This is a genomic window from Mycobacterium shottsii, assembly GCF_010728525.1.
GTDB lineage: Bacteria > Actinomycetota > Actinomycetes > Mycobacteriales > Mycobacteriaceae > Mycobacterium > Mycobacterium marinum.
Genome location: NZ_AP022572.1, coordinates 3,013,840 through 3,027,911 on the forward strand (window position 1 = coordinate 3,013,840; position 14,072 = coordinate 3,027,911).

The window sequence follows — 14,072 nt, forward strand, 5'->3', positions numbered from 1 at the left end:
CGCGACGACGCAGAGCGAGGCGATGAGGAGGAGCGGCGCTCATGACTAGCGTGATCGGCAATCTGGCTGGCACAAACCTGGGTGTAACGCCTGTTTTGTCCAAGAACACCGGAGTGCCCACCACCGACCAGCCACAAAAGGGCAAAGACTTCACCAGCGACCAAGAGGTCCGCTGGTGCCCCGGCTGTGGCGACTACGTCATTCTCAACACCATCCGCAATTTCCTGCCGGAGCTGGGGTTGCGTCGCGAGAACATCGTGTTCATCAGCGGGATCGGCTGCTCTAGCCGCTTCCCGTACTACCTCGAGACCTATGGCTTCCACTCGATCCACGGGCGCGCTCCGGCAATCGCGACCGGTCTCGCGCTGGCCCGCGAAGACCTCTCGGTTTGGGTGGTCACCGGTGACGGCGATGCCCTTTCGATCGGGGGCAACCACCTGATTCACGCGCTGCGGCGCAACGTCAACATCACGATCCTGCTGTTCAACAATCGGATCTACGGGCTGACCAAGGGCCAGTACTCGCCGACGTCGGAGGTCGGCAAGGTGACCAAGTCGACGCCGATGGGTTCGCTGGACACCCCGTTCAACCCGGTGTCATTGGCGTTGGGGGCCGAGGCCACGTTCGTCGGCCGCGCGCTGGACTCCGATCGTGCGGGGCTTTCTGAAGTGCTGCGCGCCGCCACCGAGCATCGTGGCGCTGCGTTGGTCGAGATCCTGCAGGATTGCCCGATTTTCAACGACGGCTCCTTCGACGCGCTGCGCAAGGAGGGTTCCGAAGAGCGGGTCATCAACGTCCACCACGGCGAACCAATTGTGTTCGGCGCCAACGGGGAATACTGCGTGGTGCGATCCGGTTTCGGCCTCGACGTGGCCAAGACCGCCGACGTCGCCGTCGACGAGATCGTGGTGCATGATGCCCACGCCGATGACGCGGCCTACGCCTTCGCACTGTCGCGGCTGTCCGATCAAAACCTCGAACACACGGTGTTGGGGATCTTCCGAAGCATCAGCAGACCGGCCTACGACGACGCGGCTCGCTCCCAGATCAGTGCCGCTCAGGAGTCGACGCCTTCGGATTCGGCCGCGCTGCAGTCGCTGCTGCGTGGCCGCGACACCTGGACCGTTTCCTGAGATGGCCGGACGCGAGTCGGACGCCGTGTCGTTGGCAGGGGTCGTCCTAGCCGGGGGAGAATCCCGGCGAATGGGACGTGACAAAGCCACACTGGTGCTGCCCGGTGGCAGCACGACAATGGTGGAGCACGTGCTCGGCATTGTCGGGCAACGCTGCGAGCCCGTCTTTGTGATGGCAGCCCAGGGGCAGCCGCTACCGCCGCTGCAGGTTCCCGTGCTGCGCGACGAATTGCGCGGGTTGGGACCGCTGCCGGCGACCGGACGTGGCCTGCGTGCGGCCGCAGAGGCCGGCGTTCGGTTTGCCTTCGTGTGTGCCGTCGACATGCCCAAGCTGACGGTGGATCTGATCGATGATCTGGTGCGCAGCGCTATTGAGACCGACGCCGAGGTGGTGCTGCCGTGGGACGGCCGCAGCCACTATCTGGCGGCGATATACCGGACCGATCTCGCCGAGCGGGTCGACGCGCTCGTCGCCGCGGGTGAGCGCAAGATGAGCGCTCTGGCCGACAGTTCGGATACGCAACGGATCGTGATGTCGGATTCTGCGCCGCTGGCCAATGTCAACACTGCCGCGGACCTGCCCAGACCGGTGCGGCCCGGACACTGACCCTTGCCGTATCGGTCGTTGGGTGGCCTGCGTGCACCGGTGGTTATGACTGCTTTTCGAAAACTAAAATGCCCGGGGAACCGTTTTGATTCGAAGAAAATGGAATCAACCGAGGCGACGCTAACTGTAGCAACCCATTCCGCTATTTCTTCTTCCTCGCTGCAGCGGGGGTAGGAGCGGCCTTCGGTGCCTCGCAGCACCGTACTATTCTGCCGCACAATGTAGTTTAGCCGGCATTCGCGCACTCCCAACCTCAACCGGCCCGCGGAGTCTTCGATCAGCACGGTGGCGAGCGACGCGCCCTGGAGAAGCTAATTCGAGCCAAGTCCGACCATCGGTGTGCGCCGCTACGCGCAGCAGCGCTCTGCATTCACCCGTCGATGCACTCTGAACTGCGAAGATCCCGATCATACGATTTGGATCAGCAAACAAGTGAATCGCCATCCTGCTCCACCGCCAATCAACATGGTGGTGAGCCTGTTGTTGTGGTCCGGTCATCGTTGATTCTTCCTGCCCGAAAACCCGGGCAACAAAGCCCCACAACGACTGGTCCACTACAACGGGCTCACCTCACCCTGTTAAGTTCAGTGGTCATATTTGTATTCCCTTTTGGTCGCCTAGAGCGGTGAGTAGTTGATCAAGGTTCATCGTCGCCACGTTGTCGTGTCTTTCGTTGGTGTGTGAGGAATGCTCACTATCCGCAATTTCACGGAGAGCGTTGAGAATCCCGGATCTTATGAGTTGTTGTGTTGGGATTTTTGCGATGAGGTTCTGCATTTCGATCTCTTCTGGATCCTGGGCCCGGCTAATGGTGCTGTTTCCCGATAGTTGAATGTTCAGGTATTGGGCGATAGCGCTAGGGGTGGGGTGATCGAAAACCAAGGTGGCGGGTAGGGATGCGCCGGTGTCTCGGGTCAAGGTGTTGCTTAGTTCTAGGGCAGTTAGTGAGTCAATTCCGAGATCTTTGAAGGGGAGGTCGGGCTCGAGTGTGGCCGGGTCGGGGTGAGCCAACACCGCGGCGGTTGCGGTAGTGACCAACCTGGTCAGTGTGGCCAACTGTTGTTCCGGGGTTTGAGTGGCGAGTTGCGCGGTCAACGTCTCCGCGCTGCCGATTGTGGCGTGTCGGCGCATGTTGGTAAGTGCCGACAGAATTGCGGGTAGGACACCTTGGCGGGCGTGGCGGGCCAGGGTTCGGGTGTTGAGGGGGGCTGGGACCAAGTGAGGTTGTCGGGAGACGAGAGCAGCGTCGAATAGGGCGAGGCCGTGTTCGGTGGTGATGGGGATCAGGTTGCGGGTGAAGCGGGCCTGATTCACCGTGTCGAGGTGTGCTGCTATCCCGGGTGTTTGCCAGTAGCCCCAGGCCAGGCTGGTGGCGGGCAAGCCATGGTGGTGACGGTGGTGGGCTAGTGCGTCGAGGAAGGCGTTCGCCGCCGCGTAATTCGCTAGCCCCGGTGCGCCGAGTACCGCTGCGGCCGCGGAGAACATGACGAATGCGTCGAGATCGATGTGGGCGGTGAGCTGATGGAGATGCCAGGCGGTGTCGGCTTTGGCGGTTAATACCGTGTCGAGTTGGTTGGGGCTTAGTTCGGTGAGTACAGCGTCATGCAGGACGGCGGCGGTGTGGATGACCGCCCGTAGCGGTTGTTCGCTGGGGATATTGGCCAACAGTGTGGCGAGTTGGGTGGGGTCGCTGGTGTCACACGCGGTAATGGTGATTTGGGCGCCGAGTTGGGTGAGTCGTTGGTAAAGGTTGTCGGCTCCTGGTGCGTCTGGGCCGCTGCGAGAGACCAGCAGCAGATGCCGTGCCCCGTATCGGGCAATCATGTGTTCGGCAAATACGGCGCCCAACATGCCGGTGCCGCCGGTAATGAGCACCGTGCCCGCGGGGTCGAATTCCACGGGGGGTGAGGTGGTGGTGGTCTCGGCTGTGGTGGGGGTGAGTCGGGGGGTGAGGGGGGTGCCGTGGCGTAGGGCGAGTTGGGGTTCGGTGGGGGCTGAGGTGGGGTTGGTCAGGGTGGCCAAGACGTTGGTTAGCGTCTGGGCGGTGGTGGGGGTGTTGTCGATGTCGATGAGGGTGATGCGGTTAGGGTGTTCGTTTTGGGTAGTGTGGATTAGGGCGGCGGTTGCGGCTTGGGCGGGGTCGGGGGCCAGGTCATCGGGGCTGGTGGTGATGGCGTGGCGGGTCAGGACGACGAGATGGGTGTCGGTGGTGTCGGGCCGGTTCAGCCAGTTTTGTAGCCCGGCCAGGGTGTGTTGGGTCAGGGTATGCACCCGGTGCAGGAGGTCGCCCTGGGTTGGTTGGGAGGTGGTGAGGTCCCAGAGCACCACTGGTGGGCAGGGCTGTACTGCTGCTAGATCGGTGTAGACGGCGCATTGAGTCGATTGGCCCAACGTGGAGGCAAGGTCGTCGGGGTAAGAGCTGACGAGCGCTAACGGTGGCAATACTGGCGCGGTCGAGAGTGTGTCGGGGGGTAGTACAGGCCAGGTCAGCTGGAGCAACCCTCGGCGTGAGATCCCGGTGGGTTGCAGGCTGCCAGTATCGGGTAGCGCACGTAGGGTGAGCGCGTTGATGGTGATCACCGTCGCTCCGGCCGGGTCAGTGGCATGCAGGCTGAAGGTGTCGGCGCCAGTCGCGGTGAGTTGGACGAGTAGCCGGCGAGCCCCGGTCGCATGGAGGTTCACTCCGGTAATCGCGAAGGGCATCCGTGGGGTTGGCGCGGGAGAGGCATCGGTGTCGGTCAAGGCGGCAGCGAGAGGCTGCAAGGCGGCATCGAGTAGGGCGGGGTGGATGCCGTAGCCGTCGACATCGGTGTCGGCGGGTAGGGCGACTTCCGCGCAAGTGGTGTTGGTATCGGTGGGGTCTTTTTCGAGACTGTGCAGTGCGCGAAACGCGCCGTTGTAGCACACGCCGTGTTGAGCGAGCTCCTCGTAGAAGCCTTCTTGATCAACAGCATTGAGGGTTGGCCTCGCGGTGAAGGGTGTTGTCGGGGAAAGCATGCGGGACCGGTGGTTGCTCAGTGTTCCGCTGGCGTGCAAGACCCAGGCGCTGTGCTGGTGTGGGTGTTCACTGGTGCGGGCGTGGACGTGGCCTGACCCCGTGAACTGGTCCGCGGCGAACGAGAGTCATTCATCGGTGGGTACAGGCGGCAGCATAGCGGGCAGGCGGTAGGTAGCCCAGCGATGAATGCCGCCGATGATGGTTGTACTCGTGCTTCCAGTCGCCGATGACGACACGGGCCTGGGCCAGCGACCAGAAGCTATTGATGTTGAGGCACTCGTCGCGGATGCGGGAGTTGAACGACTCAACATAGCCGTTGCGCCATGGCTCGCCGGGCGGGATGAAGTGGAGTCCGACCTGGCCCTCGGCCCAGTCTGCCATTGCGCTGCAAGCCACCGGGGTCCGTTGTCACACCGCAGCACCGCGGGTAAGGCCCCGCGCCCGGCGGCTATGCGGCCCAACTCCTCGGTGAGGTGATCACCGGTGATGCTGCGCTCGACCATACCGCCGAGGCATTGGCGGGTGTGCTCGTCGATGATCGACACGATCTTGATCGGCCGCCCATCGGTGGTCACGTCGAACTGGAAGTCCACCGCCCACACCCGATCGGGTGCATCGGCGACTACCTCTGGCGGGGCGGTGGAGGTGCCGTGCCGTTTGCACTTGCGACGCTGCGGGACCCGCAGTCCTTCCTCACGCCAAAGCCGTTGCACCTTCTTATGGTTCACTTCCCAGCCTTCGCCGCGGGCATCGTGGTAGGCCGGTCGGAACCCGCGACGAGGATGCTTGTTGGCGTAGTCGCGTAGCCACTCCCTCAGAGCGGCGTCAGGATCGGCCGGCGTGCCCGCAACCGGTTCGTGGCGTTGGGTGGCGCGGTGCTGCCCGGTGACGCGGCAGGCAAACCGCTCGCTGACCCCAGCACGCGCTGGAGATGACGAACGGCCGCCCGCCGGCGCTCCGGGCCTAAAAGTTTCCCCGGGCGATCTCCCACAGCGCGTCCTTCTCCAACTCGGCATCGGCCAACAACCTTTTGAGTGCGGCGTTCTCGCGTTCGAGGTCCTTGAGCCGTTTAGCGTCCTCGGCCTTCAGGCCGCCGAACTGGTTGCGCCACCGGTGGTAGGTAGCCTCAGAGACCCCCAGCTCGCGGCAGACCGCCGCGGTGTCCTTGCACTCGGCCAACAGCCCGTCCGCGGTCATCAGCTTGCGCACAATCTGCTCCGGACTGTGCCGTTTCCTCGTCGCCATGATCTTGTCGAGCCTTCCTGCCCACAACGTGGGCCACAAGACTCTCACAAGCCGTGGATCAACCGATCGGGGTCAGGCCAGACGCTAAATGTTCGCCGGTTTTGTTCGTCGGGGGCGGTCACGCTGATTTGTAGATCGGTGGCGGCGTCGGGGGTGAGGGTGAGTGGGGTTTGTAGGACGAGTTCGTCGATGGTGGGGCAGCCGGTGTGTTCGCCGGCGTAGAGGGCCATGTCAATGAGTGCGGTCACGGGCAGTACCCCCGTATCGCCGAGTTGGTGGCCCGTTAGCCAGCGGTGCGCGCTGGTGGACAGTCGTCCGCTGAGCACAATTTGGTCTTGATCTGCTAGTTCGGTGACCGCTCCCAGCAGGGGATGCTCAGGTTGATCGAGTCCGGCGGCGCCAACATCTGCGCGGGGGGCGGGGTCTAGCCAGTAGCGGCGGCGCTGGAATGGGTAGGTGGGTAATTCCACCGTGGTAGCGCCGGGGTAGATCTTTTGCCATGACGGGCTGTGGCCGTGGACGTGCAAGTTCGCGATTGCGTTGGCCACCATATCCATGTCGGGACGGTCCCGACGCAACGTTGTCACTACCGCTGATTGAGTGAGCTGGCCAGTGTCGGCTAATGCGTCGGTGAGTGCTGATGCCAGTACCGGGTGCGGGGACAGTTCCACAAACACGCGCTCGCTGTGGGCCAGCAGTTGCGCTACACAGCTATAGAACTCGACTGGTTCGCGTAGGTTGCGATACCAGTAGTCGGCGTCCATGGCGGTGGTGTCTAGCGGGTGTTCGGATAGCTCGCTGGCGACGGTGGAGTACAGCGGGATGCGTGCTGGTTGGGGGTTGAGGTCAGCTAGGGCGTGTCTGCTTAATGTGAATGGTGTTTTGGCTGATGCTGTTTGGGTGATGCGGACGCATGCGATTTCTGATGATTTGTGGTCGCTGATCGTGGCGGTGTTGCCTGCGGGGCGGCGGCGTGGCCGGCCGTGGAACGATCATCGACGTACTCTGGAGGGCATTATCTGGCGTTACCGTACGGGATCTCCGTGGTGTGACCTGCCCGAGCACTTCGGTCCCTGGCAATCGGTGGCCGAGAGGCATCTACGCTGGTCGGTCGATGGCATCTACGCGCGGATCTTCGCGGCGATCGCCTCTGACCTCGACGCCGAGGACGCCGACCTGGGCGCACTGTTGTCGGTCGATTCGACCAGTGTGCGCGCCCACCAACACGCAGCCGGAGCGCCCCGGGCGCCGCACAGGGGGATCTGTCGAATTACAAGAAATATCTCGATGAGCCCGATGACCACGCCATTGGGCGTTCCCGCGGCGGGCTGACTACCAAGATCCACGCCTTGACCGACCAGCTGTGCAGTCCGGTCACCCTGGCACTGTCGGCCGGTCAAGCCGGTGATAATCCGATGCTTTGGCCACTGCTGGCCGCCCGGTGCAGCAACTCATACGCCCCGTTTCACCTGCTGGCGGACAAGGCGTACTCCCATGACTCGACGCGGGCACAGCTGCGCCGGCTCAAGATCGCCCATACCATCCCCGAGCGCAGCGACCAGATCACCCGCCGCAAAGCCAAAGGCCGCAACAGAGGACGGCCTCCGGGGTTCTCAGGCCGAATCTACAAGCACCGCAACACCGTCGAGCGAAGCTTCAACCGGCTCAAACACTGGCGCGCGGTCGCCACCCGCTACGACAAATACGCCCTGACCTACCTCGGCGGTGTCACCCTGGCCGCCATCATCACCTACCACCGCGTCCGCAATTAGCAGACAGGACCTAATTCGTGGAGCAGGTGTTCACGCAGGCGCTCTACGTGAGCGGAGTGCGAGGCGTAGTCCACCGCTATGGGTCGTATCTGGACGCCGCCGTCCTCGCAGGTACCGATAAATTGGTCGACCGCGGCGGTATCGCCGCTGATGATGGTGTGCGCCGGGCCGTTGATCGCCGCGATGCTGATCTGGGTGTTCCATGGCTGCAGCAGTGGGCGTAGGTCTTCGGGGCTGAGCAGGACCGAAGCCATCGTTCCGGTGCCGGCCAGCTGCGCAAGTGCCGCACTGCGTAGGGCCACCACTTTGGCGGCCTCGGCGAGGGACAACGCCCCAGCGATGTACGCGGCGGCGATTTCCCCTTGGGAATGCCCGATCACTGCATCAGGCACAATCCCGTAGCCGCGTAATGTTTCGGCTAGCGCGATCATCACCGCGAACAAGACTGGCTGGATCACTTCTACCAGTTCAAGCGAGGGCGCGTCGGGGTCCAGGCAGATCACATCGCGCACAGACCATCCCGTATAGGGGCGTAACTCGGCGTCGCACGCATCGATAGCGGTAGTGAAAACGGGGTGTTGACGATAAAGCTGTGCGCCCATGCCGGCGTATTGGCTGCCCTGGCCGGGGAAAACGAACACTGTTTTACCGGCCTGGCCTAGGTCCTGTCTGCTAATTGCGGACGCGGTGGTAGGTGATGATGGCGGCCAGGGTGACACCGCCGAGGTAGGTCAGGGCGTATTTGTCGTAGCGGGTGGCGACCGCGCGCCAGTGTTTGAGCCGGTTGAAGCTTCGCTCGACGGTGTTGCGGTGCTTGTAGATTCGGCCTGAGAACCCCGGAGGCCGTCCTCCGTTGCGGCCTTTGGCTTTGCGGCGGGTGATCTGGTCGCTGCGCCGGGCGGCCAGCAATGGCCAAAGCATCGGATTATCACCGGCTTGACCGGCCGACAGTGCCAGGGTGACCGGACTGCACAGCTGGTCGGTCAAGGCGTGGATCTTGGTAGTCAGCCCGCCGCGGGAACGCCCAATGGCGTGGTCATCGGGCTCATCGAGATATTTCTTGTAATTCGACAGATCCCCCTGTGCGGCGCCCGGGGCGCGCTCCGGCTGCGTGTTGGTGGGCGCGCACACTGGTCGAATCGACCGACAACAGTGCGCCCAGGTCGGCGTCCTCGGCGTCGAGGTCAGAGGCGATCGCCGCGAAGATCCGCGCGTAGATGCCATCGACCGACCAGCGTAGATGCCTCTCGGCCACCGATTGCCAGGGACCGAAGTGCTCGGGCAGGTCACGCCACGGAGATCCCGTACGGTAACGCCAGATAATGCCCTCCAGAGTACGTCGATGATCGTTCCACGGCCGGCCACGCCGCCGCCCCGCAGGCAACACCGCCACGATCAGCGACCACAAATCATCAGAAATCGCATGCGTCCGCATCACCCAAACAGCATCAGCCAAAACACCATTCACATTAAGCAGACACGCCCTAGGTCCTGTCTGCTAATTGCGGACGCGGTGGTAGGTGATGATGGCGGCCAGGGTGACACCGCCGAGGTAGGTCAGGGCGTATTTGTCGTAGCGGGTGGCGACCGCGCGCCAGTGTTTGAGCCGGTTGAAGCTTCGCTCGACGGTGTTGCGGTGCTTGTAGATTCGGCCTGAGAACCCCGGAGGCCGTCCTCTGTTGCGGCCTTTGGCTTTGCGGCGGGTGATCTGGTCGCTGCGCTCGGGGATGGTATGGGCGATCTTGAGCCGGCGCAGCTGTGCCCGCGTCGAGTCATGGGAGTACGCCTTGTCCGCCAGCAGGTGAAACGGGGCGTATGAGTTGCTGCACCGGGCGGCCAGCAGTGGCCAAAGCATCGGATTATCACCGGCTTGACCGGCCGACAGTGCCAGGGTGACCGGACTGCACAGCTGGTCGGTCAAGGCGTGGATCTTGGTAGTCAGCCCGCCGCGGGAACGCCCAATGGCGTGGTCATCGGGCTCATCGAGATATTTCTTGTAATTCGACAGATCCCCCTGTGCGGCGCCCGGGGCGCGCTCCGGCTGCGTGTTGGTGGGCGCGCACACTGGTCGAATCGACCGACAACAGTGCGCCCAGGTCGGCGTCCTCGGCGTCGAGGTCAGAGGCGATCGCCGCGAAGATCCGCGCGTAGATGCCATCGACCGACCAGCGTAGATGCCTCTCGGCCACCGATTGCCAGGGACCGAAGTGCTCGGGCAGGTCACGCCACGGAGATCCCGTACGGTAACGCCAGATAATGCCCTCCAGAGTACGTCGATGATCGTTCCACGGCCGGCCACGCCGCCGCCCCGCAGGCAACACCGCCACGATCAGCGACCACAAATCATCAGAAATCGCATGCGTCCGCATCACCCAAACAGCATCAGCCAAAACACCATTCACATTAAGCAGACACGCCCTAGTCGGCATGCTGCTACTGTCACCCGGGCTGGCAACATTTCTCTACGGATTGTCGACTGTTCCAGCCCGCGGGACCGTAGCTGATCGCCATGTCTTGATACCGGCGACCGCCGGGCTGGTTCTGATGGGGGCCTTCGTCTTTCACGCTCTCTATCGCGCCGACCGTCCGCTGATAGATCTGCGGCTGTTCAGGAACCGGGTGGTGACCGTCGCCAATGCGACGATAGTCTTTGTCGCCGCCGGGTTTTCCGGCGCCGTGCTGCTGGTGCCAAGTTACTTTCAGCAGCTGTTGCGTGAAACACCGTTGCAGGTCGGCATACACATGATTCCGCTTGGGCTCGGTGCCGCGGTGACCATACCGACCTCCAGCGTCTTGATGGACAGACACGGCGCCGGCAAGGTGGTGTTGGGCGGCGTAACGCTGATCAGCGTTGGCATGGGCACTCTCGCGTTCGGCGCCGCCGAGCACGCCGCTTACGTACCCACCCTGCTTATCGGGCTGACGATCGTGGGTATGGGCATGGGCTCCATCATGCTGCAACTCACCACGGTGGCGGTGCAGACCCTGGCCCCGCACCAAATCGCGCGGGGTTCGACCCTGGTTAGCGTCAATCAACAGCTGTCCGCCTCGGCAAGCACCGCACTGATGTCGGTCATACTGACCAGCCAGTTCAATCGCAGCGCCAACATTGCCGCGGCGAACCGCCTCGAAGCCCTTAACGAAAGCGCGACCAGACGGGGGATCCCCCTGGACCCTTCGCAGATACCGCCGCGAACCCTCAATCCCGATTTTGGGGCCAACCTGTTGCACGACCTGTCTCAGGCGTACACCGTGGTGTTCGTATACGCCAGCGTGGTCATGCTAGTGACTTTTCTCCCTGCGGTGTTTCTGCCCATGAGGGCCGCCATCACGTCGGCCCCATTGCGTGAGCCCATAGACCCGGAGTTCCCTGAGATGGCGGCCCGTGGGCGTCCGAGGTGAATGCGTTCTCGGGTGGCTCAGTCATCCTCAGCCCTTGTGCGCGAGGAGAAGAAATCCCGGGAACATCAATCGGCCCTTGTCGTCTCGCTGCGCCTCGACGCCCGGCGCAGACCCCGCCCGGACACGGCGACACGGGCTCGCTACAGGTCCTGCCGCTTGTCGACGAAGAATCGCTGGTCGGCACCGGTGTCTCTAAGAACCCCACCGAGCACGACCTGGGCACCGCTGAAACGTTCACTGCGCATAAACCGGACTCAGATGGTGCGTTTCAGCCCGACGTGGGCGGCGTGGTACCCGAGCCGGCGATAGAACGCCCGAGCCCTTTCGCGTGCCTCGTCCGTGGTCACCTGCGCCAACTGCGCCCCGTGAGCTCGGCCGTAGTTGTGTGCCCACTCGACGAGGGCGGTACCGAGGCCCTGTGCGCGTTCGGCTTTGGCGACCCGTAATCCCTCGATCTGCAGCCGAGTGGCGCCGCCGCGGGACAGGCCGGGAATGATGGTCAATTGCATGGTCGCGACGACCATGTCGGAACCGTTCAGGACGACTCCGAGATAGTTGGATCGGTTGCGAACGAGGATGTCGTAGGCCGCCTCGTAGCGTTCGAGTCCGGCGCCTTCGCGATCCTGACCGAATTCGTCGTCGGAGAGCAGCTCGGCGATCACTCCCACGTGTTCGCGCGTCGCGCGCTGCACCCGGAAGGTGCGCCCTGCTACCCGCAACAGTCCTCGCACCGAGGACTGCGCCAGTGCCTGCAGGCGCGCCACCAGCAGGTCCAGCCAGGACCCCACGTTGGTTCGCGCCTCCGCGGTATCTGGGTAGCGGCATCGCAGATGCAGGCCGGATTCGTCCTGAATGAACCAGAGCATGACGCCATCGGTGTGGATCCTCGCGCTCACATACTGGGCGTCGAGTCCGACGGAGTCGATGCGCACCGGAAGTCTAAGTTGGTCCAGCCAGGAGATGGCGAACATGCCAGGCGCCATTGGCATTCCGCCCCACGGAGCCAGTACGTCGGCGAGTGGCCAGGAACCAAGCTGCACCGCTTCTTTGACGGCGGCGGCCGCGGCGTTCGGCTCGACGACCGCGGACTCCAGCACCGAATTGGTGATGAACCAGCCGACCGAGTCGTGCCACTTTTCTTCAAATCGGCTGTGCACGGGGAAGACTGCGCGCAGCGGCGCTCCCGCCAACTCGCGGGTTACCGCAGTCATGGCGACCACCGCGAGTGCCAACGTCGAGACGCCGTCATTGCGTGCCTGCGCGGCGAACGCGGCGCCGTCATCGACATCGAACACATCACGCACTTCGACGCGTTCCGGATGCGGCCCAGACTCACCCAACGGCAGCGGAAACCGCGGCATGACCCCACCACTGTCGCTGATGATTTGGGCCCACCGCGCACGCACGCGATCCGGCGCCGGGGGACGGTCCAGTAGCGCTTGGGTGTGCACCACAAACGCGGGCCGCGGCTGCAGAGACGACGTACGTCCGGTCCTCGCGTCGGCGAGCATCGACAACAGGTCCCGGGCAATCACGAGCATCGACCACATGTCCACATGTGCGTGGTCGGCAGCGATGACCACCGTCAATCCGGCGGCAGTCTCCAACACGCAGAGCCGATGTGAGGGCCGCTGATAGGGCGAACACGTCGCGTTGAGAACTATTCGCAGTGCGTCGTTGACCTCCTGGCCCGCGGCGATCTCATGCTCGACCCACTTGCCGGGTTGAACATCGATCTCATGCAGCTGCGGATCGCCTTCCGCCCCGAGTGTGAATGCCGTTCGCAGAGTGCCGTGGCGGGCGATCACGCCCAGCCACGCATCGGCCAGCGATTGCCGGCTGACCCCAGCCGGCAATCGAATGGACAGAGCCATCCAGGAGCCGGGTCGCGCACCTGCGGCTACGTGTATGCGCTGGTCAAAAGACACCGGAAGCTGCCGACCGAGGTCAGAAACCGACACGTCATAACCCCAGAGTCGTCCGAACGGTAGCCGCAAGTGCGCCACGTTGGTCAGCCGCATGGCGGTACCCTAACGCCCCAGATAGCCTGAATGCTCAGTCAGCGCGGTCGGCTCCGGGACGAGTCGGCCGATCGTGAAAAGAGTCGCGCGATGTCCACTTTCGTGGTACCGGGAGCAGAGCTTGCGGTAGAGCTGAGCGACGAAGGTGGTCACCCGGTAGTTCAACTGCACGGACTTACCTCCAGCCGGGCGCGTGACCGGGTGCTCAATCTTGACCTCGGCAGGGGGCTCAGCGGGACCCGCTTGCTGCGCTACGACGCACGCGGCCACGGCAAGTCGACCGGGCGCAAGGTTCCCCAAGATTACCGGTGGGAACGCCTTGCCGAGGATCTTCTACGGCTGCTCGACAAATGGTTTCCCGGCGAACAGGTGCATGGGGTCGGCCCATCCATGGGTACCGGCACACTGCTGCACGCTGCCGCCCGCGAGCCGGACCGCTTCGCCGGTCTCACGCTGATGGTGCCGGCCACCGCGTGGCACACCCGGCCCGCGCAGGCCGCCAATTACCGGGTGGCGGCCGAAATCATCGAGACCGAGGGAGTCGGGGCATTCATCGCCTGGGGGCGTGCGGCGACTCCGCCACCAGCCACGGTCGGCGCGCCCGAAACAGTTCCCGATGTCGCCGATGCGTTGCTGCCATCACTGTTTCGCGGTGCGGCTCTCAGCGACCTTCCCACCAGTGAAGCCCTAGCACGAATCGATGTGCCGACCACGATCCTGGCCTGGATCAACGACCCGGCGCATCCGCTGTCGACCGCGGAATCACTTGCCGCATTGCTGCCGCAGTCGACGCTCATCGTGGCGCACACCCCGGCCGACGTCGAGACCTGGCCCCAGATCCTGAGCAAAGACGTCGCCCGCAGAGGCTGACACCGCCGGGCGGTCAGGTCAGGA

Annotated in this window: 8 protein-coding genes and 4 pseudogenes; 5 read left to right on the plus strand and 7 right to left on the minus strand. The window is 63.7% G+C overall.

What is annotated here, in order from left to right:
* The first annotated feature begins 41 nt into the window (after positions 1-41).
* The gene (locus G6N41_RS14040; RefSeq protein ID WP_020730238.1) at positions 42-1,133 is read left to right on the plus strand and encodes a 2-oxoacid:ferredoxin oxidoreductase subunit beta; all 1,092 of its coding nucleotides are present in this window, start codon (positions 42-44) and stop codon (positions 1,131-1,133) included.
* 1 nt (position 1,134) lies between these two features.
* Entirely contained in the window at positions 1,135-1,740 is a 606-nt protein-coding gene (mobA, locus tag G6N41_RS14045) for a molybdenum cofactor guanylyltransferase (protein ID WP_198913123.1), read from the plus strand.
* Positions 1,741-2,331: 591 nt separating this feature from the next.
* On the opposite strand, the gene G6N41_RS14050 is transcribed toward mobA, so the two are convergent.
* From G6N41_RS14050 to G6N41_RS14060, 3 genes and pseudogenes are all read right to left on the minus strand, one after another.
* On the minus strand, positions 2,332-4,737 hold the full coding sequence (locus G6N41_RS14050; protein ID WP_336282407.1) for a type I polyketide synthase: 2,406 nt from the start codon (positions 4,735-4,737) through the stop codon (positions 2,332-2,334).
* 130 nt (positions 4,738-4,867) lie between these two features.
* Positions 4,868-5,983 (minus strand): annotated as a pseudogene (locus G6N41_RS14055) (IS3 family transposase).
* A gap of 44 nt (positions 5,984-6,027) precedes the next feature.
* Complete coding sequence (locus G6N41_RS14060; RefSeq protein ID WP_321573811.1) at positions 6,028-6,927, minus strand: acyltransferase domain-containing protein; 900 nt, start codon at positions 6,925-6,927, stop codon at positions 6,028-6,030.
* On the opposite strand from G6N41_RS14060, the pseudogene G6N41_RS14065 reads away from it, so the two are divergent.
* Positions 6,884-7,755, plus strand: a pseudogene (locus G6N41_RS14065) (IS5 family transposase). The gene G6N41_RS14060 and the pseudogene G6N41_RS14065 sit on opposite strands and share 44 nt — an antisense overlap.
* Here G6N41_RS14065 and G6N41_RS14070 read toward each other — a convergent pair.
* The 3 genes and pseudogenes from G6N41_RS14070 to G6N41_RS14080 form a co-directional block, all read right to left on the minus strand.
* A complete protein-coding gene (locus tag G6N41_RS14070; RefSeq protein ID WP_198913126.1) occupies positions 7,752-8,474 on the minus strand; it encodes an acyltransferase domain-containing protein in 723 nt (240 codons plus the stop codon). The pseudogene G6N41_RS14065 and the gene G6N41_RS14070 sit on opposite strands and share 4 nt — an antisense overlap.
* A pseudogene (locus G6N41_RS14075) lies at positions 8,428-9,193 on the minus strand (IS5 family transposase). The gene G6N41_RS14070 and the pseudogene G6N41_RS14075 overlap by 47 nt, the downstream one beginning before the upstream one ends.
* 60 nt (positions 9,194-9,253) lie before the next feature.
* Positions 9,254-10,127: pseudogene (locus G6N41_RS14080) on the minus strand (IS5 family transposase).
* A gap of 55 nt (positions 10,128-10,182) precedes the next feature.
* Between G6N41_RS14080 and G6N41_RS14085 the strand changes: the two are divergent.
* Entirely contained in the window at positions 10,183-11,157 is a 975-nt protein-coding gene (locus G6N41_RS14085) for an MFS transporter (protein WP_231608466.1), read from the plus strand.
* Between the two features lie 254 nt (positions 11,158-11,411).
* Here G6N41_RS14085 and G6N41_RS14090 read toward each other — a convergent pair whose 3' ends face one another.
* A complete protein-coding gene (locus tag G6N41_RS14090) occupies positions 11,412-13,178 on the minus strand; it encodes a GNAT family N-acetyltransferase (protein ID WP_198913127.1) in 1,767 nt (588 codons plus the stop codon).
* Between the two features lie 90 nt (positions 13,179-13,268).
* On the opposite strand from G6N41_RS14090, the gene G6N41_RS14095 reads away from it, so the two are divergent.
* Positions 13,269-14,048 carry an alpha/beta fold hydrolase gene (locus tag G6N41_RS14095; RefSeq protein ID WP_036456851.1) on the plus strand — a complete coding sequence of 260 codons (780 nt, stop codon included), beginning with the start codon at positions 13,269-13,271 and terminating at the stop codon, positions 14,046-14,048.
* Positions 14,049-14,072: the final 24 nt, after the last annotated feature.

Excerpts from the sequence above, each read along its gene's own strand:
- G6N41_RS14090 (WP_198913127.1), bottom strand. The coding sequence starts at position 13,178 with ATGCGGCTGACCAACGTGGCGCACTTGCGGCTACCGTTCGGACGACTC.
- G6N41_RS14050 (WP_336282407.1), bottom strand. The coding sequence starts at position 4,737 with ATGCTTTCCCCGACAACACCCTTCACCGCGAGGCCAACCCTCAATGCT.
- G6N41_RS14085 (WP_231608466.1), top strand. The coding sequence starts at position 10,183 with ATGCTGCTACTGTCACCCGGGCTGGCAACATTTCTCTACGGATTGTCG.
- G6N41_RS14095 (WP_036456851.1), top strand. The coding sequence starts at position 13,269 with ATGTCCACTTTCGTGGTACCGGGAGCAGAGCTTGCGGTAGAGCTGAGC.
- mobA (WP_198913123.1), top strand. The coding sequence starts at position 1,135 with ATGGCCGGACGCGAGTCGGACGCCGTGTCGTTGGCAGGGGTCGTCCTA.
- G6N41_RS14040 (WP_020730238.1), top strand. The coding sequence starts at position 42 with ATGACTAGCGTGATCGGCAATCTGGCTGGCACAAACCTGGGTGTAACG.